At 52.4% G+C, this 26,569-nt stretch carries 28 protein-coding genes; 23 read left to right on the plus strand and 5 right to left on the minus strand.

What is annotated here, in order from left to right; genetic code table 11:
* Window positions 1-79 precede the first annotated feature (79 nt).
* Window positions 80-1,648, minus strand: a complete 1,569-nt coding sequence (locus NST96_RS02330) for an IS1182 family transposase (protein WP_172920515.1) — start codon at window positions 1,646-1,648, stop codon at window positions 80-82.
* A 784-nt stretch (window positions 1,649-2,432) separates the two neighbouring features.
* Between NST96_RS02330 and NST96_RS02335 the strand changes: the two genes are divergently transcribed.
* The 7 genes from NST96_RS02335 (at window position 2,433) to NST96_RS02365 (ending at window position 7,965) form a co-directional block, all read left to right on the plus strand.
* The gene (locus NST96_RS02335) at window positions 2,433-2,657 is read left to right on the plus strand and encodes a hypothetical protein (RefSeq protein WP_141334213.1); all 225 of its coding nucleotides are present in this window, start codon (window positions 2,433-2,435) and stop codon (window positions 2,655-2,657) included.
* Between the two features lie 53 nt (window positions 2,658-2,710).
* The gene (locus NST96_RS02340) at window positions 2,711-3,259 is read left to right on the plus strand and encodes an NADPH-dependent FMN reductase (protein WP_003392811.1); all 549 of its coding nucleotides are present in this window, start codon (window positions 2,711-2,713) and stop codon (window positions 3,257-3,259) included.
* Between the two features lie 242 nt (window positions 3,260-3,501).
* A complete protein-coding gene (locus NST96_RS02345; RefSeq protein WP_003392809.1) occupies window positions 3,502-4,455 on the plus strand; it encodes an ABC transporter permease in 954 nt (317 codons plus the stop codon).
* Window positions 4,445-5,395 (plus strand): iron chelate uptake ABC transporter family permease subunit, encoded by a 951-nt coding sequence (locus tag NST96_RS02350; RefSeq protein ID WP_003392805.1) that lies wholly within the window; start codon window positions 4,445-4,447, stop codon window positions 5,393-5,395. Before NST96_RS02345 ends, NST96_RS02350 begins: the two co-directional genes overlap by 11 nt.
* On the plus strand, window positions 5,389-6,147 hold the full coding sequence (locus NST96_RS02355; protein ID WP_003392803.1) for an ABC transporter ATP-binding protein: 759 nt from the start codon (window positions 5,389-5,391) through the stop codon (window positions 6,145-6,147). Before NST96_RS02350 ends, NST96_RS02355 begins: the two co-directional genes overlap by 7 nt.
* A gap of 140 nt (window positions 6,148-6,287) precedes the next feature.
* A complete protein-coding gene (locus NST96_RS02360) occupies window positions 6,288-7,283 on the plus strand; it encodes a siderophore ABC transporter substrate-binding protein (protein WP_024984291.1) in 996 nt (331 codons plus the stop codon).
* 163 nt (window positions 7,284-7,446) lie between these two features.
* Window positions 7,447-7,965, plus strand: coding sequence for a hypothetical protein (locus NST96_RS02365; RefSeq protein WP_338462763.1), 519 nt, complete (start codon window positions 7,447-7,449; stop codon window positions 7,963-7,965).
* Window positions 7,966-8,131: 166 nt separating this feature from the next.
* Here NST96_RS02365 and NST96_RS02370 read toward each other — a convergent pair whose 3' ends face one another.
* Complete coding sequence (locus tag NST96_RS02370) at window positions 8,132-8,452, minus strand: hypothetical protein (RefSeq protein ID WP_342405530.1); 321 nt, start codon at window positions 8,450-8,452, stop codon at window positions 8,132-8,134.
* A gap of 279 nt (window positions 8,453-8,731) precedes the next feature.
* On the opposite strand from NST96_RS02370, the gene NST96_RS02375 reads away from it, so the two are divergent.
* The gene (locus tag NST96_RS02375; protein WP_024984294.1) at window positions 8,732-9,700 is read left to right on the plus strand and encodes a YafY family protein; all 969 of its coding nucleotides are present in this window, start codon (window positions 8,732-8,734) and stop codon (window positions 9,698-9,700) included.
* Between the two features lie 74 nt (window positions 9,701-9,774).
* Window positions 9,775-10,296 carry a DinB family protein gene (locus NST96_RS02380; protein ID WP_003392795.1) on the plus strand — a complete coding sequence of 174 codons (522 nt, stop codon included), beginning with the start codon at window positions 9,775-9,777 and terminating at the stop codon, window positions 10,294-10,296.
* A gap of 52 nt (window positions 10,297-10,348) precedes the next feature.
* On the opposite strand, the gene NST96_RS02385 is transcribed toward NST96_RS02380, so the two are convergent.
* Complete coding sequence (locus tag NST96_RS02385) at window positions 10,349-11,572, minus strand: cytochrome P450 (RefSeq protein ID WP_003392793.1); 1,224 nt, start codon at window positions 11,570-11,572, stop codon at window positions 10,349-10,351.
* A gap of 233 nt (window positions 11,573-11,805) precedes the next feature.
* Here NST96_RS02385 and cpaB point away from each other — a divergent pair, with 233 nt between their 5' ends.
* The 12 genes from cpaB to NST96_RS02445 all read left to right on the plus strand — a co-directional run bounded on the left by cpaB (window position 11,806) and on the right by NST96_RS02445 (window position 22,019).
* Complete coding sequence (gene cpaB, locus NST96_RS02390; RefSeq protein WP_003392790.1) at window positions 11,806-12,531, plus strand: Flp pilus assembly protein CpaB; 726 nt, start codon at window positions 11,806-11,808, stop codon at window positions 12,529-12,531.
* A gap of 25 nt (window positions 12,532-12,556) precedes the next feature.
* A complete protein-coding gene (locus NST96_RS02395; RefSeq protein WP_003392786.1) occupies window positions 12,557-13,828 on the plus strand; it encodes an AAA family ATPase in 1,272 nt (423 codons plus the stop codon).
* Complete coding sequence (locus NST96_RS02400; protein ID WP_003392785.1) at window positions 13,806-15,179, plus strand: CpaF family protein; 1,374 nt, start codon at window positions 13,806-13,808, stop codon at window positions 15,177-15,179. The genes NST96_RS02395 and NST96_RS02400 overlap by 23 nt, the downstream gene beginning before the upstream one ends.
* Window positions 15,173-16,093, plus strand: a complete 921-nt coding sequence (locus tag NST96_RS02405; RefSeq protein ID WP_003392784.1) for a type II secretion system F family protein — start codon at window positions 15,173-15,175, stop codon at window positions 16,091-16,093. Before NST96_RS02400 ends, NST96_RS02405 begins: the two co-directional genes overlap by 7 nt.
* Before the next feature lie 13 nt (window positions 16,094-16,106).
* A complete protein-coding gene (locus NST96_RS02410; RefSeq protein ID WP_003392782.1) occupies window positions 16,107-17,003 on the plus strand; it encodes a type II secretion system F family protein in 897 nt (298 codons plus the stop codon).
* A gap of 35 nt (window positions 17,004-17,038) precedes the next feature.
* Window positions 17,039-17,932, plus strand: coding sequence for a hypothetical protein (locus tag NST96_RS02415; RefSeq protein ID WP_003392776.1), 894 nt, complete (start codon window positions 17,039-17,041; stop codon window positions 17,930-17,932).
* A 185-nt stretch (window positions 17,933-18,117) separates the two neighbouring features.
* Window positions 18,118-19,680 (plus strand): hypothetical protein, encoded by a 1,563-nt coding sequence (locus tag NST96_RS02420; RefSeq protein WP_342405531.1) that lies wholly within the window; start codon window positions 18,118-18,120, stop codon window positions 19,678-19,680.
* 29 nt (window positions 19,681-19,709) lie between these two features.
* Window positions 19,710-20,387 carry an SLAP domain-containing protein gene (locus NST96_RS02425; protein ID WP_171506023.1) on the plus strand — a complete coding sequence of 226 codons (678 nt, stop codon included), beginning with the start codon at window positions 19,710-19,712 and terminating at the stop codon, window positions 20,385-20,387.
* 31 nt (window positions 20,388-20,418) lie between these two features.
* Complete coding sequence (locus tag NST96_RS02430) at window positions 20,419-20,592, plus strand: Flp family type IVb pilin (RefSeq protein WP_003393138.1); 174 nt, start codon at window positions 20,419-20,421, stop codon at window positions 20,590-20,592.
* A gap of 8 nt (window positions 20,593-20,600) precedes the next feature.
* The gene (locus tag NST96_RS02435) at window positions 20,601-21,119 is read left to right on the plus strand and encodes an A24 family peptidase (RefSeq protein ID WP_024984299.1); all 519 of its coding nucleotides are present in this window, start codon (window positions 20,601-20,603) and stop codon (window positions 21,117-21,119) included.
* Window positions 21,098-21,514 (plus strand): TadE family protein, encoded by a 417-nt coding sequence (locus NST96_RS02440; protein WP_003393141.1) that lies wholly within the window; start codon window positions 21,098-21,100, stop codon window positions 21,512-21,514. The genes NST96_RS02435 and NST96_RS02440 overlap by 22 nt, the downstream gene beginning before the upstream one ends.
* Window positions 21,515-21,554: 40 nt before the next feature.
* The gene (locus NST96_RS02445) at window positions 21,555-22,019 is read left to right on the plus strand and encodes a pilus assembly protein TadG-related protein (protein WP_003393143.1); all 465 of its coding nucleotides are present in this window, start codon (window positions 21,555-21,557) and stop codon (window positions 22,017-22,019) included.
* Between the two features lie 38 nt (window positions 22,020-22,057).
* Here the strand turns inward: NST96_RS02445 and NST96_RS02450 are convergent, their stop codons facing one another.
* Both NST96_RS02450 and NST96_RS02455 read right to left on the minus strand, forming a co-directional pair.
* Window positions 22,058-22,810 (minus strand): hypothetical protein, encoded by a 753-nt coding sequence (locus NST96_RS02450; RefSeq protein ID WP_003393144.1) that lies wholly within the window; start codon window positions 22,808-22,810, stop codon window positions 22,058-22,060.
* Between the two features lie 17 nt (window positions 22,811-22,827).
* Complete coding sequence (locus NST96_RS02455) at window positions 22,828-23,172, minus strand: DUF192 domain-containing protein (protein WP_003393146.1); 345 nt, start codon at window positions 23,170-23,172, stop codon at window positions 22,828-22,830.
* 98 nt (window positions 23,173-23,270) lie between these two features.
* Between NST96_RS02455 and NST96_RS02460 the strand changes: the two genes are divergently transcribed.
* On the plus strand, window positions 23,271-26,135 hold the full coding sequence (locus NST96_RS02460) for an AAA family ATPase (RefSeq protein WP_052259778.1): 2,865 nt from the start codon (window positions 23,271-23,273) through the stop codon (window positions 26,133-26,135).
* The gene (locus NST96_RS02465) at window positions 26,122-26,559 is read left to right on the plus strand and encodes a hypothetical protein (protein WP_003393150.1); all 438 of its coding nucleotides are present in this window, start codon (window positions 26,122-26,124) and stop codon (window positions 26,557-26,559) included. The genes NST96_RS02460 and NST96_RS02465 overlap by 14 nt, the downstream gene beginning before the upstream one ends.
* The last annotated feature ends 10 nt before the right edge of the window (window positions 26,560-26,569 follow it).

Genomic DNA, 26,569 nt, shown 5'->3' on the forward strand with positions numbered 1-26,569 from the left:
GTTTAGAGGGTGTCTCAAAAGTAAACTCTGGAACACCCCCATCAGCAAAAATTAGATGAGTTTGTAAGAAACCAAGGAGCTAAGCGGCCTGTTCTCGCTTAGCTCCTTGGTTTTTAGCGTCTACCGCTGCTTTCTTGAGCAGATTGTGGGCAAGGGAAAGCCACCCGACCTCCAGACTTACTTTTGGTAAGCCTCGAAGCAGGAACCTTTTAAAGCCTCGGTTGTTCTTCATATCGCCAAATACGGGCTCCGGCTCGATCATGCGTCTCACGGCCAGGGCATAGCCTTCTTCGCTGCGGAGTTTTTGCCTTGCTTGGTTCTTTAACCGCAAATACTTCATGCTGACTTTGATCTCACGATCTCCTTGGGCTTTCGTACACTGCGGCTTTAGCTGGCACCCCTCACAACCGGCACTTCGGTAATGTCGGTATTCGATTTCATACCCACTTTCCGTTTTCTCCCTACTCATCCGGCGGAAATGGAGCGTTTGACCCGCCGCACATGTCCACGTATCCTGTTCGCTGTTGTAGGTCCAGTTGTCCATCTTGCTGATGTCCTTTTGCCATGCCTTACTTTTTTCGTGGTGGTACGTGCTGTATTTGACGATGGCTTCGACTTCATTCTGCTCCAAGTAGTCATAATTCTCCTCACCGCCATAGCCCGCATCAGCAATGACGGTGTTTGGCAGCTTGCCGAACTGTGATTTTATTTTCTCCAGATGAGGGATGAGGCAGCGTGTATCAGTTGGCCGCTGGTGGACACTGTAGCCGAGAATGAATTGATTTTCGGTACCGATCTGAACGTTGTAACCCGGCTTGAGCTGGCCATTTCCCATGTGGTCCTCTTTCATCCTCATAAACGTAGCATCATGGTCCGTTTTGCTGTAGCTGTTTCGCTTGCCTAAAATCGATTCATGCGCCTCATACTTATGGAGGCGAGGAAGCAGATCCTTGCGGATTGTGCGAACTGCCTTCTTTAGTGGCTTGTCTTTCGGCGTCTGCTGCAGACGTTCTTCCAATTGTTTCACAGCATACTCTAGCTTTTCGCTGGTGATGGTAGAAGACTCGCCTAATTCACGAAGATCCTTGCCCTCGTGTGTTCTTTCATCATGCTTCTCGGCTTCCTCAATAGCGGCGAACAAGGTTTGGACTTTCTCCTGAAGCTTGGCTTTCTGCTTCACGACAGCCTTTCCCCAAACAAACGTATACCGATTGGCATTGGCTTCGATCTTGGTGCCGTCCACAAAGTAGTGCTCCAGCTGCACGTAGTTCTCCTCAACCAGAAATTGAAGCACCGCGGTAAAGACGGTCTCCAGAACGGTTTTCATGCGCTCTGAGCGAAAACGGTTGATGGTACGAAAGTCTGGGCGCTGCCTGCCTGCGATCCACATAAACATGATGTTTTCACGGACGGCCTTGGCAATTTGGCGAGAGGAATAGATACGCTGCGTGTAGGCGTAAATGATAATTTTGGTGAGCATCTTGGGGTGATAGCTGTCTCGTCCGCCACCGGGGTAAGCCGCATCGAAGATGGCGTCGTCGAGACGATTGACGGCGGCATTGACCACACGAACGAGGTGATTTTCGGGAATGTCTTCTTCTAAATCCATTGGTAAGCAGAGTTGATTCATGGTATATTGAATGTACAAAGAAACCGACTCCTTTTTGTAAATGGTGGGTGGTACTTCCATTTTAACAAAGAGCGGTTTCTTTTTGTTTACCTGAATGAAAAGAGGGCCGTCCCTCAGTCATTTATGATGACTTTTGGGACAGCCTCTTTAAATAGCAGTACGGATATAATTGTTAGAAATATCGGACATTTTGAGCGCTGAAAACGAGGAAAGGTATCAGAAGCTGCCAAAGGCAAGGCAGTTTAGCTGGAGTAGACATCTGGAGCAATGTAATGACAGTAAAGGAGTTACTACATAAGTAAAAGTGAGGAAAAATCGTGAAGCGCAATCTTAAACTGCTTTGGTTTCCAGATGCTTCGTCTATTTTCGGCACATCGGTCTATACGCTTGCACTGACACTGCTGTCCCTGCAATACAGCGACAGTGCACTGGGAGCGGGAGCGGTGCTGTTTGTCTCCGTAGATTCCTTATTTTTTTCTCGGAATCATAGGCGGTGTCATTGTCGATCGAGTAGACCGCAAAGCGATCATGCTGTTTTGCGGTTGGACACGGGGATTGCTTACCTTGTCCATTCCCATTGCTCATGCTGCCGATGTGTTGACATTGGAGCACATCATGATCGTCAGCTTTGTCATGACCTGCCTGCGGGCCTTTTTCTTTCCGGCCATTCAAGCGAGCATCCCGTTGCTGGCTGTTGACAAAAAGGATTTAAACATTTCTATCGGCGTTGATCCAAGGCTTTGGAAATACGATATCCGGCACGACATTGACGACTGTTCTGCAGTTGAGGACCCCCAACGAAATGTTGGGAAAGGTGATGGCCCTCCGCTCCAGCGTCGGCAATGTGTCTGATGCCTTTGCCTGCCTGTTGATTGGCGGTCTTTTGTCCGCATTCTCACTGCCTCTCGCTTTTACGGCAGTGACCGTGTATGTGTTTGGGACAACGGCAATGTTTTACGGCCTGCGGTTGCGGCATGCAAGGCAGCAAACCCGAATGGAGACAACGGGACAATCTGTTGGAAAGTAAGGCGGGAGCTGACTTGCGGTATCTGAGCATCAATAAGAGAGGAGAATGATCTGATGCGAATTTTGCTCATATCGGGAAGTGTAGCGGAGCCTGCGCATACAACGGCTTTGATTGAGGAGATCGCCGCACGGCTGCGGGAAAAAGGCTGTGAAGCGAATGTCTGGGATTTGCGGGTACGTCCGCTGCCTATCGCCGATCCGAAATATCACTATGAACCGGAAAAGCACCCCGATGAAACCGCTCGCGAGCTGATCCGGCTGGCCGGGCAAGCAGATGCATTTGTACTCGGGTCGCCCAATTACCACAATTCGTATTCGGGTGTCCTGAAAAATGCGTTGGATATTCTCAATATGGATATGTTCCGGGACAAACCGGTGGGGCTCGTAGGCAATGGGGGCGGCATCCGCAGTACGCAGCCGATCGATCATCTGCGCATTGTCGTGAGGGGACTGTTGGGCGTGGCGATCCCCATGCAGGTGGCGTCTTGCAAAAGCGATTTTATACTTGAGAATGGACGGTACGCCGTTACAGCCGAGGATTTGAAGCAAAGGCTGGACGCATTTGCTGCCCAGTTGGTTGCGTACACCGAAAAGCTGAGATAGGAAGATGTAAAAGGATAAAGCCCGGGGCGCCGCTCCGGGTTTTATCATTCATGGACGCATCAAGAGCACATCCGCCACTGAGAATTCTAATCATTCTCATTGACTGTATGTAAATGAATGGGTATAATACTCAATGTAATCAGATGATAATGAATATCATTATTGGATGCCGGAAGTACATATTCTTGTGCTTCATAGGCATTTTGACTGAGAATCTTACCTGACCACAAAGGAAAGAGCCAATGAAAATCGGATATTTGTTTCTTGCACTGCTTCTATTCTCATTCGGGTCTGTCTTTATCGGTGTAAAGGACATTTCCCCGCTGGATGTATTCCAGCTGACAGACGACCAGGTCGAAATACTGCTCGTGAGCAGGCTTCCCCGTCTGATCAGCATTATTATTGCAGGCGTCAGCATGAGTATTTGCGGTCTGATCATGCAGCAGCTAAGCCGGAATAAATTTGTTTCTCCCACGACAGCAGGGACGCTAGATTCCGCCAGATTGGGGATTCTCGTATCGCTGATGCTGTTTACCACGGCAAGTCCGTTGGTCAAGATGCTGATTTCTTTCGTCTTTGCCTTGCTGGGCACTTTTGTGTTCATGAGAATCCTGGAGAAGATCAAGTACAAGGATACGATCTTCATCCCGCTCGTCGGACTGATGTTCGGGAACATCATCAGCTCCTTCGCTACCTTTATCGCGTATAAGTACGACCTGATCCAGAACATGTCGGCATGGCTGCAGGGCGATTTTTCCATGATCATGAAAGGGCGCTACGAGCTGATGTACATCAGCATTCCGCTGCTTGTTATCGCATACCTGTACGCCAACAAATTTACGATAGCCGGGATGGGCGAGGACTTTTCCAAGAATTTGGGCCTGAATTACAGGCGGGTGGTCAACATTGGATTGGTGATTGTTGCCCTGGTCACCGCGTCCGTCGTGTTGACTGTGGGGATGATTCCGTTTCTGGGCCTGATCATCCCGAACATCGTTTCGATCTATCGTGGCGACAACCTGAAAAACAGCCTTTCTCATACCGCTTTATTGGGAGCCGTATTCGTACTCTTCTGCGACATCCTTGGCCGGGTCATCATCTACCCATACGAAATTTCCATCAGCCTGACCGTCGGGGTGCTCGGAAGTGGTATCTTTGCTTATTTACTGATGAGGAGAAAGGCATATGGCATATAAAAAGAAAATGGTCTGGTTGGCAGCGGCGGCCCTCGTTTTGATCGCCATTTTTATGACAATCAAAGCAGGGGGCAACTGGGATTACATCCTTCCCCGGCGGAGCTTGAAGGTACTGGCGATTATTCTGACGGGAACAGCCATCGCCTACTCGACACTGGTGTTTCAGACGATTACGAACAACCGAATCCTGACACCGAGCATCATGGGCCTGGATTCGCTTTATATGCTGATCCAAACCTTCGTCATTTACGTATTCGGCTCCAAGTCGCTCACCATGGTAGACAACAATTTGAACTTTCTGTTGTGCGTGGGCCTGATGGTTCTGTTCTCGGCTGTTTTGTACAAGATCCTGTTTAAACGGGATCAGCAAAATATTTACTATCTGCTGCTGATCGGCATCATCTTCGGGACATTGTTCCAGAGCATGGCGACGTTCATGCAGGTGCTGGTCGATCCGAACGAGTTTCAGGTCATCCAGGACAAGAGTTTCGCCAGCTTCAACAACATCAACAACAATCTGATCGGCATCGCCGGTATCCTGATGGTGCTTGTATTCGCTTATTTTTGGCGGTTCAATAAATACCTCAATGTCCTGTCATTGGGGAGAGATCAAGCCATAAACCTGGGGGTTGATTACGACTATGTAGTCAAAAGGCTGCTGGTCGCCGTAGCGATTCTGATCTCGATCTCGACTGCTTTGGTCGGGCCGATCACCTTCCTGGGACTGCTTGTGGTCAACGTCACGTACGAATTCATGAGAACCTACAACCACAAGTATTTGATTCTCGGTTCCATCTTCATCAGCGTGATTGCACTCGTCGGAGGGCAGCTCATCGTAGAGAGGGTGTTTACCTTCTCGACAACCCTTAGCGTCATCATCAACTTTGTCGGCGGCGTGTATTTTATCTATCTACTATTGAAGGAGAATAAATCATGGTAGAGGTAAGAAGCGTGTCCAAAAAATACGGACAGAAAAAAGTAGTGGAAAACGTCTCTGTAAAAATCCCCAAAGGGAAAATCACCTCCTTTATCGGTCCAAACGGGGCAGGCAAAAGCACATTGCTGTCGATGATCAGCCGCTTGATCGCCATGGACGAAGGGGATATCTACATTGACGGTCAGGAAGTCGGCAAGTGCAAAAGCAACGACCTGGCCAAAAAGATTTCCATTCTGAAGCAGTCCAATCACATCAATCTGCGGCTGACGGTCCGCGAACTGGTTTCCTTTGGACGCTTCCCCTATTCGCAGGGACGGCTGACAGAGGAGGATTGGAAGCATGTCGACGAAGCGATCCGCTATATGGAGCTTCATGACATGCAGGACAAATATTTGGACCAGCTCAGCGGGGGACAGAAGCAGCGCGCCTATATCGCGATGGTCATTGCTCAGGACACCGAATACATCCTGCTGGATGAGCCGCTCAACAATCTCGACATGAAGCATTCCGTACAGATCATGAAGATTGTCCGCAGACTGGTGGATGAGCTGGGGAAAACAGTGGTGATCGTCATCCATGACATCAATTTCGCCTCCTGTTACTCCGACTACATCGTGGCGCTCAAGGACGGAAAGATCGTCCGGGAGGGAACGATCGAGGAGATTATCACGTCTCCCGTGTTGAAAGAGGTCTATGACATGGACATTCCGATCCAGCACATCGATGACAATAAAATCTGTATTTACTTCTCTTGATGAAAATCTATTGTGTCAGGCATCATTTCGATGGTGTCTGAAAAAGAGAAATCCCGTTTTTAAATGGGCTGGCAGCAAGCCAGACTCTTTTCCAGACAATCATCGATGCAATATAAAAAATCCCTTTTAGAGGTGACGACATGAAGAAGGTAGCAGTATATCTCATGATTGCCGTACTGGCAGTCTTTGCAGTAGCATGCGGTTCGGGCGGTTCCAGCACGACCGGCAGCACTAATAGCACGGCAGAGCAGCCGCAAGCGCAGGGAGCGCAAGGAACGCCGGCAACGGAAGCGCAAGGCGAAGAGCTGACGATCAAACACCAGCTGGGCGAAACCAAAGTGAAGAAAAACCCGAAAAAAGTTGTTGTCTTTGACTTCGGTACGCTGGATACGCTGGATAAGCTGGGCGTTGAAGTAGCGGCGCTGCCAAAAACAAGCATTCCTACTTACCTCGAAAAATACAAGGATGACAAGTATGTGAATGTAGGAAGCCTGAAAGAGCCTGATTTTGAGAAAATCAACGAAGTGAAGCCTGACCTGATCATCATCTCTGGCCGCCAACAGGCTATGTATGAAGAATTCAAAGCGATCGCACCAACGATCTACCAGGGCGTGGACACCTCCCGCTATATGGAGTCCTTTACCGAGAACGCAAAAACGATTGGCCAAATTTTTGGCAAAGAAGCAGCCGTTGAAGAAGAACTGGCGAAAATCAATGAATCGATCAAAAAACTGAACGCAGAAGCAACAGCCAGCGGCAAAAACGCGCTGATCATTCTGGCCAACGACGGCAAAGTAAGCGCGTATGGAGCAGGCTCCCGTTTCGGCATTATTCACGACGTGTTTGGCTTTACACCGGCAGATAAGAACATCGAGGTATCCACTCACGGTCAAAGCATCTCTTTTGAATACATCGTGGAGAAAGACCCGGACTTCTTGTTCGTCATCGACCGCACCGCTGCAGTTGGGGGAGAATCCTCCGCGAAGGGTGTAGTTGAAAACGAACTGGTGAAGAAAACGAAAGCCTTTAAAGAAGGGCACATCGTTTATCTCAAACCGGACTTCTGGTATCTGTCCGGCGGCGGACTCGTCTCCGTCGACGCAATGGTAAAAGAAGTAGAGGGCGCTTTGAAATAATAGCGTCAGGCTATGAGTACTGATAGTAGAGGCGCTATGCCTTTGGCGCAATACAAAAGAATAGTGGGAAAAACAGCGGGGCCTTCTTTATGAAGGCCCTTTCTCAGTGAGTTACAAGCCGACAGAAATCCTGTATAATGCCCATAAGGAGGGGAACAGCGGAATGGAAAAGCTCCTGTTGGAAATCGCGGAAGGCATGAAGCGGATGGGAGAAAGGTTCGATCAGTTGGAGGGACGATTCGACCAGTTGGAGGGACGATTCGACCAGTTGGAGGGACGATTCGACCAGTTGGAGGGACGATTCGACCAGTTGGAAGGGCGGTTCGACCGGCTTGAGGAGAAGGTAGATCGACAAGAGGAACGTTTTGATCGGCTGGAGGCAAAGGTGGACCAGTTGGAAGGGCGGTTCGAGCGACTTGAGGAGAAAGTAGATCGACAAGAAGAACGTTTTGATCGGCTAGAGGCAAAGGTAGACCATTTGGAGGAACGTTTTGACCGACTGGATACAAAGGTAGACGAAATAAAAGTCGCGCTTCACTCCCAGCACATCGCCAATATTAATAGCGATAATTTGGTACTGTCCGAGATTCGCGACATGAAAGAGAAAGTACGGTATGTAAACCGAAGGGTTGCAGACGTGGAACTGGATATGATCGGAAAGCATGCGAAGGACCCGAACTGACGTGGTCTTTTTTTTTTGTCTCTTGAGGTACGAGAACGAAAGTGTTTCCGTTAAAGGCGTCCGATGGCTGTTGGTTGGGGAAAGTGGCTTATCGCTCATCCTCGGCCTGTAGCGGATTCAAGGCTGCAGCATCAAACGGCTGATTGCTTTTATTACAACTGCTTTTTCATTCCTTGATAGGATTCCCCATAGGCTCTTCTATGTCTTCCACATGGTTTTTCGGCCTGATTCTAACAGATAGGAAATAGACGTCCTCGCTTTCTGTATCGAATACATGTATTACATAGCGCAAAGCTCCATACCGATAAGAAGGAATATCCGTTTTTATCTGTTCGATGGGAACATTGTATTTGTTATGAATGTAGGCAATGGCTTGTTGTCGTACTTTGACTCTGTCTGGTATGGTCCCAAAGAATTCAGAACAGCCTGCCACAAAAAGGATGACGAAGCCAATTGTTACAATAAACCATAGGATTCGCTTTATCATGAGCGACACCTCCCTGTTTTTTAGGGGGACGAGACGTGCCTCAGAATAGGGTTCCGATCATTTCTATGGGACTACATCGGCAATGGAAAGCATCATTCCCAAAATAACGGAGAACGGGAACGATGCTTTTTAGCATGAACGAATGGAACAAGCCAGCAGGTTTATGGTGCCTTCATGGATAATTGTATATCAATTCCACATGAAAAAAGAGAACCGGATCTTAATGCGGTGAACAGAAATAACGATAACCTCGCCAACAGGAAAGGAGCACTTCATAACATGTCAAAAGCCGACAACATGCTTTCCATCTTGTGGCTCTTGAAAACAGGGAGACGGATGACGGCCAAGAAGCTGGCAGAGACGCTGGAGATTCATATCCGGACCGTCTACCGTTACATCGATGCCTTGTGCGCGAGCGGCGTGCCGATCATCGCCGATTCCGGTCACAATGGCGGATATACCCTGCCCGATCACTTCATCGAGGCTCCTTTGTTTTTCGACCTGGACGAGCAGAAGGCGCTGATTCATGCAGCCATTTTTGCGAAAGAGGCCGGTTATCCTTTTGGCGAGGCGTTGGACAGTGCCGTGTCCAAGCTGAAGAGGTACACCAATCAGGAGCAGTTGCATCATATTCAGCGGAATGAACGCGGTTTCGATGTGATTAACCCGCCACCGAATCCTGCGATAGAGTCAGTTTTGCAAGAGCTGCAGCGAGCGGTAGCGGATGGGTATACGCTGTCCATGGCCTATCAAAAGGGCCGTGATCCGTCTCCGCAGGTCCGCGATGTCGATCCATACGGGCTGGTTTACTGGAAGAACAAGTGGTACGTCGTCGGCTATTGCCATCTGCGATGCGAGATCCGCAGCTTTCGCGTAGACAGAATTCATCACGTATCCCGGACTGATGCTTTGTTCCAACCACCCGACGATTTTTCCGCAAGGCAGTTTTTCATGCAAAACTTGCTGCCCGATGCGGAGAGGAAAAAGCTCATTGCCGTTCGGATCAAGGGAAAACCCCATGCCATACGCGACCTTTGCGAACATTGGCTGTTCGGACACGCTCTGGTGGAGCGGTCGGAGGGTGAGGCCCGCTTTCAACTGGATGAAGAATCGATCTCGGGTTACGTACCGTACTTTCTGCTGCCGTACGGTGGAGCGATTCAAGTGCTGGAGCCGAAGCTGCTTCGGGAAAGAATGGTGAGTGTCACGAAGGCATTGCTTGTGCATTACGAAACGTATTCATCTTGACTGACTGTATTTGTCAGTGAATCTCGGTTATGCTGTGGACATGAAAAGGTTAGGCGAATGGAGGCGTATCTGAAATGAAGCACCACGCAGTACAATTGTACGAATACCACATATGGGCCAATGAGAGGATTTTTCAACAACTGAAGGAATTGCCCGAAGAAGCCTGCCGTCAAGAGATTCAGAGCATTTTTCCTTCTGTTTACAGTGCACTGGTTCATATCTATACGGCAGATCATATTTGGCTGTACGCGATGGCTGGCGAAAGCTTTGAGAAGATAAGAGAGGCGATCGGGGGCATCACCGAGGAGACGAATGGCAAAAGCGCAGAGGAACTCCAGCAGCTGTTCCGCACTGCCTCCGAGAGGTACAAGGAGTTTTTGGCGGGTTTGCCAGATCTGGACGCGACGACTCAATACCGCCATCCTACTTACGGGGTGCTGGAGGCCAGGTATTCTGATATCGTGCAGCACGTCGTCAACCATGGCACATACCATCGCGGGAATATTGCGGCGATGCTCAGACAGCAGGGGTACGCAGGCGTGCCGACGGACTACGTGTTTTATTTGTATGAGCTTTCTCAGCAAGCACAAGCATAAGAACAGAAAAACGGACTTTGCCCAAGTCCGTTTTTTTGTTCAAAAAACGCTCTTAATGATAGGCGGCAGGAGTAAACTGGACCGGCAGCTCCTTTACGCCGTAAACAAAAGTGCTGGGGATCGCCTCCAGCTTCGTTCCCTCGGGCAGCCTCATGTCGTGGAAATGAGCGAGGATGAGCGGCAGGGCGATCAATGCCTCCAGTCTGGCGAGCGGGGCGCCCAGGCAAAAATGGATGCCCTGTCCGAAAGCGAGATGGGCATTGGGCGTGCGGTCGACGATAAAACGGTCGGCGTCCGGGAATTTTTCCTCATCCCGGTTGGCGGAACCGATCCAGGTCACGACGAGGTCGCCCTTTTTCACCTGCTTCCCGCCGATTTCCACATCCTTTGTCGCATAGCGGTTCATCGCCAGAATGGGCGAGTAGTAGCGCAGAACCTCTTCGATCGCCCCCTTCATCAGCTCCGGCTGCTGCCTCAGCTTTTCCTGGAGACTCGGCTCTTCCATAAAGATGCGAACAGCATTCGTAATCAGGTTGGTCGTCGTCTCGTTGCCGGCACCCAAAAGCAGAATGCAGAACTCCATGATTTCCTCGTCCGTCAGTTTCTCCCCGTCTACTTCTGCTTGCACCAGCTTGGTGATCAAATCATCCTCGGGCTGTTTTCTCCGCTCCAGCGTTACTTTCATGAAATAATCGTCAAGCTCGCGGCGTACCTTTTCTTTATCAGCGAGAAATTTTTGGATGGCTGCTTCGGAGTCGTCCTCGACCGACTCGGCGATTCGATCCGACCAGTCCTTGAACAGCTGGCGATCTGCCGCAGGAACGCCGAGAAGCTCGGCGATCACGATGACAGGCAGCGGGATCGAAATGCTTTGGAGCAGATCGATCTCGGTTTTCCCTTCTGTTTGTGCGATCAGCTCACCCATGATCTCTGTAATGCGTGGCTCCAGTTCAGCGATTGAACGGGGTGTAAACGCTTTGCTCACGATATTTCTCATCTGATGGTGCTTCGGTGGGTCCATCCCCAAAATACTTCCCAACAAAACAGGGCCCTGCTGCGGCCTCACCGATGAAAAGGCAGCGGGGTCCTTGAGAACGGCCAGAATATCGTCGTAGCGGAAGAGGTCCCAGGAGTTTCGCTTGGCATCAAAGGAAACAGGGGATTCCTTCCGCATTTTTTGAAACCAGGCAAAAGGCTGCAACCGCTCTTCCGGGGACTTCAATCCTTCCACCGGTATGACAAAACCAGAGACTTTTGATTGGGAGGACAGGTCCATAAGTAATCTCCTTGGGCTAGTTTTTTGCTTATTTTCCCGTTTTCCTCCAGTTCTTATGTACAGGTATTCCCATTGAATCCATCAGGATATGCGACAATGCTTAGAAAAAACACCCAATTTTTTTCATAAAAAATGGTGTTTTTTTCTTACTTTTTGCAACCAATCTTTGGGTTTTTCGGTCTATAGAGGAAATGTATTGAAACGATGGCAATGTCATAGCAGGAGGAACTCATATGTTTGCGAAAGTGGGCTGGCGTATTTTCTTTATTTTAGTGAGTGCAGGAGCTATCGCATATTCCGTGTACGAATATTTGGATTCGTTGCGCCAAACGACGGTGGTCATTGTCGCGGCCAAGGAAATTCCGGCACACACGCTCATTACCGAAGACATGGTAAAGCCCGTCGAGGTAGCGGCTGACTCGGCACGATTGCTGATTACCAAGCCGGTTACCGTCAAGGAAGATGTCGTAGGCGGCATCACCCTGCAAAAAATCGAAGCGGGCAAACCGATGGAACTGGACCCCAAAGCGCTCATCTTTCCTGAACAGCGAAGCATGTATTTGCGCAAGGACGGCAGCGTGGATATGACCTACTTCATTCCAAAAGAAAAGCGCTTGATATCCGTCGCGCTGCCACCGGCTTCCGTGGTGGACAACAGACTGAGCAAAGGGGATTGGGTCGACGTGATCTACACCTCCAAATCAGACTCGAAAGCGATAGGAGAATCTGTTTCCCACATGATTCTGCAGCAGGTCGAGGTGTTTGACATCGAGCGTGTGAATGTGAAGGGCGAAGGAAGGGAGAGCGTCATGCAGCACGTCACGCTTCTCGTTTCTCCGCAGGAAGCCGTCAAACTCTCGCTCGCCAAGCACAAGGGTGATATCGATCTGATCCTGAACCCTTGGAACGGAGACCGGGAGAGGGTTGCTCCGGTAACAGATTCGCTGCTGCTGAAATAAGGATCGCAAAAGAAGGTGAAAAGAGATGGAGTACGACAACACGACTGCAAGCGCAACCTCGTTTATCCGAGTGGCTGTAGCGGATACGGATCGTGAGCATACACAGGACATTCAACACTATTTTGAACAAAATCACCCGACCATTCGCGTGGTTGCGCAAGTCCGTTCCCTGGCAGAGCTGTATGCCTACTGCGGGGCCCATGATGTAGATGTGGTATTGATCAACCTGGATTTGATGCCGAACCCGCAAGAGGAGATCATTCAGATCAGGAATCGCCGGGTAGCCAAGATCATGATTTGGACGGACCAGATGGAAAAGCTGCGGAAGCTGCAGGTGGATCTCCACGGCGGAACCGTAGAGTTCGTCTATAAATACATCCCGTACGATTTGCTGGCTCCCCGGATCTATTCTTTTACGCCGGGACATACGCAGCCTGTCCAAAGCAAGGCGGCGGTGAACGAGTTTCTGGGCAATCAGGAAACGCGAAAAGTATTGTTCTTTTCTCCGAAGGGAGGGGTAGGGAAGACGACGCTGGCGATCAACACGGCCTGCCAGCTGGCACTAAAAGATAAGAAGGTGCTGCTTGTCGACTTCGCTACCTTCGGACAAATATCTGCCTATCTGTATTTGCCCCGGACCCGGGGATTGACAGATGCGATCAGGATGATCGAGCAGGGAATCGGACAAAAGGATGACCTCGTGGCGACTCTCAAAGAGTCGGTTCACCAGGTCGAGGTAGAGGGGAAAAAGCTGCATGTTCTGAGTGCGGCTACGCATTTCAAGATGAGCAACATGACGCTGGACATGACCGACAAAATATTGGAGGGATTGGAGGCGCTCGACTACGAGGTAATCGTCATGGATACATCGACCGACCTCTCCCCGAAAAATATCGCTCTGCTGAGCGCAGCGACCGATCTGTTCTACGTGACGACGACGGATGTGGTCGCCAACTGGTCGCTCTTGTCCACCTTTGATATCGTCGAAAAGCTGAACCGGCCGCTCCAATCCCGTTATTTGGTGCTCAATCGCTACCATTCGTCGATCGGGTTCCCGACCTCGGAGCTGGAGGAGATCCTCTCCATGCCAATCGCGGAAACCATCCCGGATATGTATCAGCAGATACAAGGCTTTACGAACCGGGGAATCTCGCTCGTCGAGAGACCCCATCTGAAGATCAACAGGTACTACCGGCGTATTGCACACTTCATCTGTCCGGTTTTTACAAAAAGAGAGCTGGGCAAGGGCTTCAGCTTGCGGGGGGTGTTTACACGTGCGGGTAGAAGAGGCCATTAGGCAAAAGAAGGCGGGTGCGACCGGCGAGGGCCCGGCAGAAGGGCGTGCGCAGGAAACCGTCCAGCTTCCCGAGCTGAAACAGGCTGTCCGCGAGCGAATCATCGAGCAGAACAAAAAGGATCAACAGCTGCTGAGCCAGCCGGAGCTGCTTCGCCAGGTGATCTGGAAAGTGCTTGAAGAGGAGAGCGAGTCCCGCTTCGGCCATGCCCTTCTCACCTTGGAAGAAAAGCGGACAATGGTCGAAGAAATTGTCCAGCAGCTGGTCGGCTACGGAATTATTGATCCGTTGGTGAAGAACGAGCAGATCACAGAGATCATGATCAACGGAATTGAACGGATTTTCATTGAGGAAAAAGGGAGAATGCGCCGGGCGATGACGGAAAAAGGCGCCCCGCTGCAGTTCGAGTCCGAGTCGGAGCTGCTGCACCTGATCGAAAAAATCGTGGCCCCGATCAACCGCAAAGTGGATGAAAGCGATCCGATCGTGGATGCCCGGCTCGCCGACGGTTCGCGCGTAAACGTAGTCATCCGTCCGATCTCGCTGTCCGGGCCGATCGTAACGATTCGGAAGTTTCCTGAAAATCCTTACACCATGCAGGAGCTGGTGGAGCTGGGGGCCCTTTCCCCTCAAATAGCAGAGTGGCTCGAAAAGCTGATTTGTGCCCGGTACAACATCGTGGTTTCCGGGGGAACCGGCTCGGGGAAGACCACGTTTCTCAATGCGCTCAGCATGTTCATTCCGCAGACGGAGCGGGTGATTACGGTAGAGGATGCGGCCGAGCTGAAGGTCACTCATATTGAAAACCTTGTCCGCCTGGAGACGCGGCCGCCCAACGTAGAAGGGAAAGGCGCCATCGCCATTCGCGACCTGGTACGGACAGCGCTCCGGATGCGTCCTGACCGGATTGTCGTCGGGGAGGTCCGCGGAGGAGAGGCCGTTGACATGCTGCAGGCGATGAATACGGGCCACGACGGCTCGCTGACGACGGGCCACGCCAACTCGGCGCGCGACATGCTGTCTCGTCTCGAGACGATGGTACTGATGTCGGGACTGGAACTGCCTCTCCCCGCCATCCGCAGGCAGATTGCCTCTGCGGTAGAGATTATCGTTCACCTGGGCCGCCTTCGCGACGGCTCCCGCAAGGTCCTGCAAATCTCGGAAATCCGTGATTACGTCGATGGCGAAATCGAGTGCGTCGACCTGTTTCGCTGGAGGATGGAAGGCATGGATGAGGACGGTCGGCTGCGGGGGGCTCTCGTTCCGACCGGCGAGCCGGTCATGCAGATGGAGAAATGGCTGTCCAGGGGATACGGAGAAACCATGTTTGAAGCGGAGGAGTTGAGATGCTAGGGACATATGTAGCGGTCATGGTCTCTTTGTACGTATTGCTCCGTTCCTTCATCGAGCTTTTGTACGTGCTGATTTACGGGGAATTTCCGCAAAAAAAGTGGCTGACCCGGCAGTTTGACCGCTTGCGTCATATTGAAACAAAGAAGGAGCGGGCCGGGCTGTCGCGATGGCTGCAACTGGGATCGTCGTCGGATACGAAGCTGCTTGACTATCTCTTGATCGCCGTTTCGGTCGTGTCGCTGTTTTTCTTTGGCATGCTGCTGTTCCAAAACGAGTTTTACGCAGCCTTGTTTGGCGTACTTGGGCTTTTCGTTCCGCGGGCCATAAAGAAAAGAAGGCAGGAAAAACTGCGTCAGATCATGGTTCTCCAGTTTCGCGAGGCGATTTTGTCCATCGCAAGCTCGCTGAAGGCAGGTTCCTCCCTGCAGGTCGCGCTCCTGCGCAGTCAGCAAGACTTGGCGAAGCAGCTCGGCCATAAAAAGGATCGCCCCATGCTGGATGAACTGGAAAAGCTCAATCGGGACATCCATTTTGGCGTATCGCTGGAGGAAGCGCTGCAAAAATTCCGCGATGCGGTCAATCAGGAGGACGTCACGCAATTCGTCAACGCGGCCCTCATCACGAAATCGCGCGGCGGCAACCTGGCCGAGGTCATTCAAAATACGACGATGATGATCACCGACAAGATTACGGTCCAGCAGGAAATCATGGTGGCGACAGCTCAAAAGCGAATGGAGGCAAAAATGCTCACATTCATGCCCCTCGGTATTGTGCTGGCGATCATGGCGCTCAATCCGGGCTATATGCAGCCGATGTACGATTCCTGGGTCGGGTCGTCATTGATGTTCCTAGCCGCTCTGATGCTGGTCGCCAACTACTTCCTCGGCCGCGCCATCACGAAGATCAATATATAGTGGGTGAATGTTTATGCCGACGCTGATTGCCTGCTTCACATTCGTACTGGTCGTCATGCTCTTTTTGCCGACCAAATGGCTGCAGGTGCAAAAAGTAAAAAAGGGCTTTGTCTTTATGTCATCCTACGTGACTTCTTCCACCACTCGAAAAACCGGTCTCGTACACCTCATCACTCCTTTCGTGATGAGCATGATGGCTGCTTTGCGGCTTCGCATCCGTCCGAAACAGCGCAAGGATATCCAAACCAAGCTGATTCACGCAGGGTTGGCCGAGAACTGGACCGTGGAGAATTTCGTAAGCGTCCAGGCGGGATCGGCTGTACTGGCCGGCTTGTACTTTCTGTTTCTGGGCTGGGCAAACGGGAATTCCGACTATTACCTCATCGCCATAGGAGCCGTACTGATTGGATACTTCCTGCCGCAGCAATGGATCAGGCAAAAGATCAAAAGCAGGCAGGAATCGATACGCCGTGAGCTTCCGCATCTGCTAAACGCTGTCGCTATCATGTGCGAGGCGGGACTTCATCTCTTTCCCGCTCTCCGCGAAGTAGCGACTCGCCAAAAGGGAGTGCTCGCCCGGGAGCTGTTGACGGTCGTCAATGATGTGGCCTACGGCGTGGGACAAATCGAGGCTTTGGAGCGGATGGCCGATCGCTGTCAGGTAGAAGAGGTAAGCCGGTTTGTCTCGGCCCTGTCGCAGACGATCGAGCGGGGGGCTTCCGGGATCACCGGCGTGCTTCGCCAGCAAGCCTCGGAGGTGTGGGAGGACCGCAAGAAAAAAGCGCAAAGACTGGGTGCGGAAGCTTCTTTGAAGCTGTTCCTGCCTTTGCTGCTGCTTGCCTTTCCGGCGATGACCATATTTATGCTGGGACCTGTGTTTATTGAGTTGGCTCGGTTTGTCATGAATTAAGCGATTTGTCCATGTACGAACAAGGAGGACTGACAATGAAATTGCTATGGATCATGTCGCCGGCAAAGGGTGTTTTCAAAACAGCGCTGTCCCCGTTTAAGCGCGGCTTGCAGCAGATATACATGAGCTCGGAGATGGTTGTGGACGGCGAAGCTTATCGTCTGGTGGGCATCTATCCAATGTCTGTGCTGCTTCGGATGGAAACGAATTTTGAGAAATTCGCCATCGTGGATCAAACAGGCCGGTTGGTCCCAGACCAGAACGTGACGCAGCGCTGTCTGCGAATGTACCAGTTGATCGTGACACTCGACAACAACGCCGGTTATCTCAAAAAAAATTTGGCTGTCGATCCTCAGTCGTTTGTGCCGATCATCCGGCACGTGGAGGAATTGGGAAAGAAGGTGCTGGATCGTCTCGGGGAGGAGCAGGGGAGAGCGGCACAGGCTCACCTGGATGGCTACAAGCAGTACCTGAAACAAGGAGCACAGCTCGGTGAGCGCATTAACTCATCGGGAAGAGAGGTTTTGCGGCGGCTCGAGCCGATCAAGGCGGGCCAGCCGCTGAGGGAGCAAGAGGTGGCTCAGCTTGACAAAGCGATGCTGGATTTCATGGATGACTCGCGGAAAAGAGTGCTGGTCCTTCTGGAGTCGCATACAGCCCGCACGGAAACAAAGCGACTGCTCTCTGAAGCGCTGGCCCAGAAATGGCTTGGTGCCGGTGAGGAGAAGCTAGCTCAGAACATCGTCGCTTTACTGGAGAATTCCTTTCAGGTGGAGCGGGTCTCAATAGCGGAGCGCGGTGCGCAAACACTTGAGCAGGCAATCTGGACAGCCAAGAACGAAACAAGGGATTTTATCGGCAAGCATACCGCTGATTTGCTGAGGCAAAAATGGCTCCTCGGAGCGGAAGGAAGCAGCATACAGGCATGACTGACCATCCGAGAGGAGCGCGTAGAAAGGGGGGTGGTAGCTGCGATAACAAATACAAAATCTGTTGGAGGAGGTGGATCTCTCCCTATACGACCGCATAAAAACCTTCCGGCAAAGCGCTATTCATTCATCCTTGCAAAGTCTTCGATGGAGGTTTTTTTACTAAGCAGGAAGGAAGGTAGATCATGTACAGGTGGTTCAGGAAAAAACAGAGTAGGCGTCTGATCGCCGGTGTGTCTGTTTTCCTCATCGTGCTGCTCAACTTGCTATGGTTTGCCGTGCCTTCAGAGATGGTGTCGGCAAACGAGAAACCCACTCCCAACATGATCAAGGCAGATGAAAAGAACGACGTAAAGCCGGGATCTGGAGCAAACGGGGCAGCACCCGGAGCCTTGCCGGATGGAAAGGGACAGGACGACACTGCCTACAAGGCCGGAAAGACATTCAATAATACATTTACGTATGTACTGGAGGTCGCCAAGGCAGTAGAGAGCATCAGCAGCTCCCCGAGCGGAGGAAACATCATTGTGGGAACCCTCGGCGTCGTAGCCTCCGGGTCAAAGATTTTCAACGAAGCAGGAGATACCCACTGGAGCGTGCAGCTGATCGAGAAAGGGATAGACCCTGCTCTCAAGGCTGTGGAATTCCGGGCAGCTTTCAACTATCAAACCGTGTTTACAGGCGCAGTCAATACCGCCGCGAATGTAAGCTGGTGGACGAAGCTGAAAAACGAGTTCGCCTGGACGACGCTGCAAAACGGGCCAGCCAGCGTTTTTCTGGCCAAAGTCGGGGCGCCGTTCGCCGCGATTTCCGCTGGATTCGGTGTGTATGATGTCGTTCAGGGAGCGAAGAACAACGACGGCTGGAAAATCGCAGAGGGCTCCGTCGATATCATCGGAGGTCTTGCCGGAGTGGCGTTGCCGTTCCTGCTTGCGACGCCTGCTGCACCGATCGTGGCGGGGATTGCACTTGGAGCGGCAGTCGTGTCCACAGCTCTGAAGTATCGGAAAGAAATTGCCGCAGCCGCCAAATGGGTGTGGAACAAAGGCAAAGAATTGGGCCGATACGCATGGAACGCGACGAAAAACTTTGCCGCAAATACGTGGTCCGCAATAAAGAAGACAGCGAGCCAGACTTGGAGTGCAACAAAGCAGGCTGCAAGCAGGGCGTGGGCCGCGACGAAGAAGACAGCTAGTCGTGCTTGGGCCGCGACGAAGAAGACAGCGAGCCGTGCTTGGGCCGCAACGAAGAAAACAGCGAGCCGTGCTTGGGCCGCGACGAAGAAGACAGCGAGCCGTGCTTGGTCTGCAACGAAGAAAACAGCGAGCCGCGCTTGGTCTGCAACGAAGAAAACAGCGAGCCGCGCATGGTCCGCAACGAAGAAAACAGCGAGCCGCGCATGGTCCGCAACGAAGAAGACAGCGAGCCGCGCATGGTCCGCAACGAAGAAGACAGCAAGCCGTGCTTGGTCCTCGACAAAGAAGACAGCAAGCCGTGCTTGGTCTGCAACGAAGAAGACATCGAGCCGTGCTTGGTCTGCAACGAAGAAGACATCGAGCCGTGCTTGGTCTGCAACGAAGAAGACAGCAAGCCGTGCCTGGTCTTCGACGAAGAAGACAGCAAGCCGTGCTTGGTCTTCGACGAAGAAAACCGCCAGCCGCGCGTGGAGCTCGACACGCAAGGCAGCCAGCTCTGCACGAAACGCAATCGGAGGCTTCTTCAGCAATGTACGAAAGTCATTTGGTTGAGTCGACCGGATGATGGAAAGGACGTTACCATGCAACTGAAAAAGATAAGCAGCATCATGATGGCGACGTGCCTGCTCCTCTTTCTCGCCGCTTGCGGCGGGGAGAGCAGCACGTCCGCCCCTGCTACCGGACCGGAGAACGGAGCTGACCGGAAGCTTCAGTATCGCGCTGAACAACTGGCGAATCTGCAGCAAGAAGATCTGGAGGAGCGGATAAAGCAGTTGGAAGCGGTAAAGGATCAGCTAAAAGCAAAAAGGGATGAAATCATCGGCCAAGGCGGAAAGTGGGTCGAATCGAAGCTTTCCGTATTGGAGCATCAAGAACCATTTCGAACAGAGGAAATGAAAAAATATTTGACGACACTGATGGATCTCTATCTGCCGCTGGCTGAAGGCAGCGTGGATGTCGTTCCAGTGACGGCAGCCTACCAGGAGGACGGCTCGCTTCTCGCGGTGATGCTGCTGAGAAATGGCGTACCAGGGAAAACACTGACGTCTGCCGATCTTTCGAAAGCTGTGCTGACGATTTACCAAGCAGATGGACAAAAGGTAGTCGAGGTTCCGTTTGCTCCGAATGCTCAGGACATTGGCAGTCTTTCGACAGGGGAAGCACGTCCGCTCAGCATCGTCGTTGACAAGAAGGACGTTCTGAACAGCAATTATTCATTTCAGCAGGAAGGGTATGTTTTTACACTGCAGGGCTTCTAAATCAATCAACCATTCAATGGAGGGATTCGCAATGAAACAAGCACTGGTGAAATTTTGGAAAGAAGAAGAAGGACAGGCGCTCAGCGAGTACGGCTTGATTCTCGGCATCATCGCGATTGCTGCCATCGCTGGCCTGGTCGCCATGAAGGATAAGATTGTCAAAGTATTTAAAGATATTGCTGACGGTCTTGGCAAGGGCAGCTGAGTTTGGAAATGTTCACATACGGCCTTTGCCTGTTCGGTCTGACGATCGCGCTTATCTTTGACGTGTGGAAATATCGAATCCCCAACCTGTTGACGGTATCGCTCGCGCTGGCCGGACTGGCAAACGGTACCATTCTGTACGGCTGGTCCGGCTTCGTGGAGCATCTTTTGGGCTTGCTGGCCGGACTTGGAATATTTCTTGTCCCTTACCTGATGGGAGCCTTTGGCGCCGGAGATGTAAAAATGATGGGCAGCATCGGTGCGGTCATGGGTCTTCCCTTTATCGTCACCAACAGTTTTGTCGTGATCGCAGTCGGCGGAGTCATCGCAGCCGGGATCGTTGTCGCTGCGCGAGGCTTTAAAGGGACATGCGAGTTGCTCTATCTCTTTATTGTCTATTTGTGTAGCGGAAAGCTGAAGGACTTTTTACATGTGCTGAAAGATCGCTCCCAGCCGGTATTTCCGTACGGCATCGCAATATTTATCGGAACGGTGGTGACCATGTATTGGGGATCCGCAATCGTCTGAGACAACTTGTCAAAAGAGAAGAAGGGCAGGCCATCACGGAATTTGCGATTGTCCTGCCTGTCATGATCCTGCTGATCACGGGCATCCTCGTTTTTGGACATATGATGTACGCCAAAACCCTCGTGGTCTTGTCTGCCAGCCAGGGAGCGCGGGTGGGCGGCGCTGTCTGGGATGATGAGGGGGCAGGAGCCGCGCGGGCCAAAATCCGCAACACCGCCCTGTCCATTCTAACGAACGGCCTGAGCGGGTCTCACGATGTCCAGATCCGGGAAACGGGAAATGACATCAGCGTGACAGTCACCTATGACTACCCGGTGACGATCCCGATCATCAGCGCGTTTTTCTCCAATCCTGTTGTAAAGCTTGAGCATACGGCTGTCTATAAAGTGCTATAGCGGTGGGACAAAAATCCTGAGCAGGAAAGAATGAGGTCAGATGAAAATACCAGCGAAGTGGAAAAAGGAATGGAAACGAAAGTGGGGCCGGTGGAAACGGGACGAAAAGGGCGGCGCCCTGGTGCTGTTCGCCGCTTTTCTTCCTGTCCTTGTGGCTGTGGCCGGGCTGGTCATTGACACCGGGGTGATCGCCTATCATCAGGCGAAGCTGTCCGAGGCCACTGACGCTGCTGCCTGGGCGGGACTGGATTCGTATGACCGCGATCTCTGGAATGTAGAGCCGCCCGAAGAACCGCGGGTCGTGCTTGTACCGGGCGAAGCACGGTCGCTAGCAGCCAGCTACCTGGCGATCAATTATCCCCAGGCTCAACTTACCGGTGTAGAGGTGAGCGGTGGCACCATAGTCGTGAAAGCGGAAGCGGAGTGCCAGTTTTTCTTCATGAAAATGTTTGGCATCCAGGGGACCACCTTGTCCGCATCTGCGGAGGCGAGGATGGAAGAGTAAAGGACGGCCACCCGCGACCGTCCGTACAAGATACGGTATTACATTCTGCTGCTCTCCTCTTGGTATACGTCGAAATCGAATGCTTCTTTTCTTGTGCGAAGCTCCAGGTACAGCAGGTAGTAGGCGGCGCCCTCAAACGGCAATATCAGCATTTCGCGTATGAGGAAGAGCAGGAAGGCTATCGCCGGCTGACTGGCAATTGCCGGAAACAAAAAGCCGGGCAAGTATTGCAGGACTGCTCTCACGACGGCAAAGATCAGGATGATGCCCAGGACGCGAAGTGTGGAGCCCTTTACCAAAAAGAGACTTCGCTTCAGTGCCGCGATCGCCCCCATCCCTTCAAAGGCGATCACCTGAGGAAAGACGGTAAACCAGATCATGAGCAAAATGCCCGGAATAATCAGCAGTAGCGTACCCAATGCCACCCCTGCAAATTCAAGCAGGCTGGCAAGGATAACGACGGGCACCAGGCTGCCAAAGGCCGTCAGCGCCTGAAGCTGCTGATCCCATTGTGTTCCCAAATGAGATCGTTTCAAAACGATTCCCATGTAGACGAAATAGAGGGACAGCAGAATGCCGTTGACCGGCGTCATGATCAGCGGGCTGAACGCTTCCTTCAACTGCTGGGACTGTGCCCATCCTGTCAGCGCTTGCTCTGACCAAAAGAGAAGGGAAACGATCAGGAACAGGAAGGGAAACTGGCTGAGCCAGATCCGTTTCCCCGTTTTCAGACTATGGCCCAGAAGAACTGAAATGGGCTGAGGTTGGATATTCGATGGCTGAATGATCATGGTCACGATTCCTTTCGTTAGCTTGTAATTTCCAGTCGATCGCCTATTTCAGTCTGCGTGTTGCGGATCGTATGGGCAGGCAGTTCGATAACATAGGCCGCCCTTTTTATAAACGGAGTATACCGCCATGGTTGCAGCTCCTCCATGAGATGGACGATCTCGCCGTGTTGATCGACAAACAGACAGTCAATGGAAAAACGCATAAACCAGGTATGGACAGCCTTGCACGGGTTTATGATCAATGCCTGTCCCTCCGGGAGCGTGCTTCTCCCGAGCAAGCCGAGCATCCTTGTGACCGACGTGTCGGCACATTTGGCCTGCTGTGCGATCATTCTGTTTTTCGTTGCATTCCAAATCTTCATAAACGCCCCTCCGGGCTGGATATTTTGCCCAATCTGGCATTTGTTCTACATCATAACAATTCTGGATTTTTCTATCAAGCCCATTGAGACGAGGCGGGATGACGAAAGGAAACGATTCAGACATGGCATGGAAAAAGTGGATGCGCATTCTCTTTCCGGAGCTTCAACTGCTTGACCATATACGGGAGCGAGGGTTTTCGGGGAAAAAGGCAGAGCGTCAGCAACAGCCCGAAACATCGCCATTTCGGCAGAGCGGGATGGCCGGGCAAAGCCAATCGCTAGCCTCGTCTGCGGGAAAAGAGACCTTTGGCCCTTTGGCCAGCGGAAGAGAGGCAGTGGCAGATACCGTCCGGGGGTGGAACAAGCATGCCTGGGTCCGGTCCCGGGCCGAGCTGGATGATCTTTTCCCGGCCATCATCGAAGAGGTTAACGGGCAAATCAACCGGCAGGAGCCGTTCGTCTACGAAGTGGCGATCGCCTACAAAAAAAGCTTTTTGCTTCGGGAAAGCGGAAAAGTCCAGCACAGGCTCCTGCTGGCCGGACCCGAAGGGACGGGCAAGCTGCGAACATTATCTTTGCTGCTCGATCAGTTTTGCCGAAAGCGGCTGTTGCCGTACGGCCACGTCACGACGGTCGATTTGGACAGATATGGTGAGCGGGAGGCACATACGCTGTTTCTCCTCGACTGTGCAAATGCCTTTCGGGACGGAATCGGGACGGTTTGCTTCAGAGGCATTGAGCGGGCTGGCCCGGAAATCGTCCAGTACGTTACGAAGCTGTTTGCAGATGGCTTGATCCGGACTCCGGAGGGGGGACAGATAGAGGCCTCCGACTACTTCCTGGTCCTCCATGTGGACCAGCCGTCTCCCAAAAGCGAAACAGCAGGAGCCGCTGAACAAATGGAGCGAAGGACGCTGGAGAAAATGATTTCGCCAGCCGTTCCGCAAGCCCTGGTAAAAAGTCTGGATACGTGCGCGTTCACTGCTGCCCCCGGCCTTGATACTCTGGCGAAGCTGCTGGGAGAAAGGTGTCTGGCGCAAGCAGAAAGGCTCGAAGCGGATATCCGGCTGACCCTTTCTTTTGAAGAGTCCGTTTTTCAAGAGCTCGCCAAACAGGTAGAACAGACAAAACGGTACGAGAAGGCGATTGAGGAATGGGTCACACATGTATTTACCCCGCAATTGCTGGACTGGAGAGCGAGAGGAGTGCTTCGTTCCGATCAGGAGGCGCTGGTGGCTTTCCGGGAGGGAGAGCTCGTTCTCGTCAGCGGAGCGGTCAGCTTGCCGCTGCCGGGTTTGGCGAGAGGGCAGGAGCAGGAGCTTTCAGAAGCTTTGCTGGAGCTGGAGCAGTTGACCGGATTGGACGCCGTTAAGAAATTCGTTCGAGAATGCCTGGATGTCGTGACGGCTGAAAAAAAGCGAAGCCTGACAGGCCAAACGAAGCTTCCCATGTCGATGCACATGGTGTTCTCAGGCAATCCGGGTACCGGAAAAACAACCGTAGCCAGGCTCGTGGCCCGCATCTGGAAAAGCATGGGGCTGCTGTCGGGCGGTCAGTTGGTCGAGGTGACCAGACAGGATCTCGTAGGCGAGTATATCGGCTCCACAGCCGCCAAAACCGCAGAAAGGATAAAGGAGGCGATTGGCGGCGTGCTGTTTATTGATGAGGCGTACACACTGTCCCGGGACCCTGCCGATCTGTACGGCCGGGAAGCCATCGATACACTGGTCAAAGCGATGGAGGACCACCGGGACCAGATGATCGTTATCCTGGCCGGCTATACACGGGAGATGGACGCCTTTCTGAAAGTGAATCCCGGTCTTCGCTCCCGCTTTCCGCTGCAGATCGAATTCCCCGACTACACGCCGGAAGAGATGGCGGAGCTTCTGGAGAGAATGGTAATCGGCCGCGGGTACGAAATCCATCCCGATGCCCGTCAGCATTTGCTCGGAATGATTGAAGGCAAGCAGGTAAGGGGCCGAAGCGATACCGGAAACGGGCGTCTGGTTCGCAACCTGTTTGAGGAAGCTGTGAGGAGGCAATCAGCTCGTCTGGCCCAGTTGGAAGCGGGGGCGGAAGAGTGGAGGTGGCTGCGAGCTGAAGACTGGGGCATCGGTGATAAGGAGCGCGGTACTGCAGAGAACATAATGGCCGAGCTGGAGGAGGAACTGGCTGCCGTCGTGGGATTGGAGCCGGTCAAATACATGGTCAGGTCTTTGGCGGCACAAATCCAGATCGCACAGCGGCGGAAAGCGGCCGGAATACCCGATGCGGCGGGACAGACGCTGCACATGATTTTCCAAGGGAATCCCGGAACAGGCAAGACGACGGTGGCCCGGATCATTGCGCGGCAGTTGTATCGATTGGGCGTAATCAAGCGGGATGAGCTGATTGAAACGGATCGCTCCGGGCTCGTCGCCGGTTATGTGGGGCAAACGGCACTCAAAACGCGGGAAGTCATCGAGCGTGCGCTGGGGGGTGTGCTCTTTATCGATGAAGCATACGCACTGGCGGGGGCCGAAGGTGACTTTGGCCGGGAAGCGATCGACACGCTGGTCAAGGCGATGGATGATTTTCGCGACAGTCTCGTCGTCATTCTGGCAGGCTACGGCGAGGATATGACCGGGTTTTTGGCAAGCAATCCCGGCTTGCGTTCACGGTTTCCGACGATCATTGAGTTTCCGGATTATACACCTGATGAATTGCTGCAAATCACCCGGCAATTGTTGGCGCAGCGAGGCTATGAGGCTTCTGCTGCGGCAGAGCGAGCCATGCGGCAGCAGTTTGTTCAGACGCAAGGGGACAAGATGGCGGGGAACGGACGCTTTGCCAGGAATCTGTGTGAACGGGCAATACGCTCGCACGCCATGCGCCTGAGCCGAAACAAACACGCAACCATACAAGAGCTGACCATGTTGGAAGAATGCGATGTGGTGGAGGAGGCTATCTATGAAAGCAGCTAAGGCGATGTTCGCGGTCTGTTTCTATCTGCTCCTGCTCCCCTGTGTACTGATCCTGGTCACCATGCCGCTGTTCTCTATCCTCGACATGATCGAGGTAGCCAAGTACGAGGCTCCCCGTCTGGGGTATCCCCTGATTGTGCTGGGAGTGATCGGCGGACTGCTGTTCGCATCCGTCCGGGTGGGAGCCTTGCGAACCTTGTACCGAAAATACCCGGTTTTGCTGCCTTTCCTGCATATCGCTTACTTTATGGCGATTGGAACATCTGCAGGTCTGGAAGTGATGAACCAGTGGGCAGACAGCTTGTTGTTTCCGAAGTGGCTGGCGATAGGAGGAGCGGTCGTGATTGTTCTGGTGACCCGGGTCTTCTTGTCTTACTGGTACTGCAAATATCCGATTAGTCTCACCGTGAGAAAGCAGGGGTGATGCAAGTGGA

Source organism: Brevibacillus sp. FSL K6-2834 (assembly GCF_038592925.1).
Taxonomy (GTDB): Bacteria; Bacillota; Bacilli; order Brevibacillales; family Brevibacillaceae; genus Brevibacillus; species Brevibacillus borstelensis.

Coding starts and splice junctions, on each gene's coding strand:
- NST96_RS02430 (WP_003393138.1), top strand. CDS start 20,419: ATGAAACAAGCACTGGTGAAATTTTGGAAAGAAGAAGAAGGACAGGCG.
- NST96_RS02360 (WP_024984291.1), top strand. CDS start 6,288: ATGAAGAAGGTAGCAGTATATCTCATGATTGCCGTACTGGCAGTCTTT.
- NST96_RS02350 (WP_003392805.1), top strand. CDS start 4,445: ATGGCATATAAAAAGAAAATGGTCTGGTTGGCAGCGGCGGCCCTCGTT.
- NST96_RS02385 (WP_003392793.1), bottom strand. CDS start 11,572: ATGGACCTGTCCTCCCAATCAAAAGTCTCTGGTTTTGTCATACCGGTG.
- NST96_RS02435 (WP_024984299.1), top strand. CDS start 20,601: ATGTTCACATACGGCCTTTGCCTGTTCGGTCTGACGATCGCGCTTATC.
- NST96_RS02420 (WP_342405531.1), top strand. CDS start 18,118: ATGTACAGGTGGTTCAGGAAAAAACAGAGTAGGCGTCTGATCGCCGGT.
- NST96_RS02450 (WP_003393144.1), bottom strand. CDS start 22,810: ATGATCATTCAGCCATCGAATATCCAACCTCAGCCCATTTCAGTTCTT.
- NST96_RS02405 (WP_003392784.1), top strand. CDS start 15,173: ATGCTAGGGACATATGTAGCGGTCATGGTCTCTTTGTACGTATTGCTC.
- NST96_RS02345 (WP_003392809.1), top strand. CDS start 3,502: ATGAAAATCGGATATTTGTTTCTTGCACTGCTTCTATTCTCATTCGGG.
- NST96_RS02340 (WP_003392811.1), top strand. CDS start 2,711: ATGCGAATTTTGCTCATATCGGGAAGTGTAGCGGAGCCTGCGCATACA.
- NST96_RS02355 (WP_003392803.1), top strand. CDS start 5,389: ATGGTAGAGGTAAGAAGCGTGTCCAAAAAATACGGACAGAAAAAAGTA.
- NST96_RS02460 (WP_052259778.1), top strand. CDS start 23,271: ATGACGAAAGGAAACGATTCAGACATGGCATGGAAAAAGTGGATGCGC.
- NST96_RS02425 (WP_171506023.1), top strand. CDS start 19,710: ATGCAACTGAAAAAGATAAGCAGCATCATGATGGCGACGTGCCTGCTC.
- NST96_RS02395 (WP_003392786.1), top strand. CDS start 12,557: ATGGAGTACGACAACACGACTGCAAGCGCAACCTCGTTTATCCGAGTG.
- NST96_RS02370 (WP_342405530.1), bottom strand. CDS start 8,452: ATGATAAAGCGAATCCTATGGTTTATTGTAACAATTGGCTTCGTCATC.
- NST96_RS02335 (WP_141334213.1), top strand. CDS start 2,433: ATGTTGGGAAAGGTGATGGCCCTCCGCTCCAGCGTCGGCAATGTGTCT.
- NST96_RS02365 (WP_338462763.1), top strand. CDS start 7,447: ATGGAAAAGCTCCTGTTGGAAATCGCGGAAGGCATGAAGCGGATGGGA.
- NST96_RS02375 (WP_024984294.1), top strand. CDS start 8,732: ATGTCAAAAGCCGACAACATGCTTTCCATCTTGTGGCTCTTGAAAACA.
- NST96_RS02380 (WP_003392795.1), top strand. CDS start 9,775: ATGAAGCACCACGCAGTACAATTGTACGAATACCACATATGGGCCAAT.
- NST96_RS02445 (WP_003393143.1), top strand. CDS start 21,555: ATGAAAATACCAGCGAAGTGGAAAAAGGAATGGAAACGAAAGTGGGGC.
- NST96_RS02465 (WP_003393150.1), top strand. CDS start 26,122: ATGAAAGCAGCTAAGGCGATGTTCGCGGTCTGTTTCTATCTGCTCCTG.
- NST96_RS02410 (WP_003392782.1), top strand. CDS start 16,107: ATGCCGACGCTGATTGCCTGCTTCACATTCGTACTGGTCGTCATGCTC.
- NST96_RS02455 (WP_003393146.1), bottom strand. CDS start 23,172: ATGAAGATTTGGAATGCAACGAAAAACAGAATGATCGCACAGCAGGCC.
- cpaB (WP_003392790.1), top strand. CDS start 11,806: ATGTTTGCGAAAGTGGGCTGGCGTATTTTCTTTATTTTAGTGAGTGCA.
- NST96_RS02415 (WP_003392776.1), top strand. CDS start 17,039: ATGAAATTGCTATGGATCATGTCGCCGGCAAAGGGTGTTTTCAAAACA.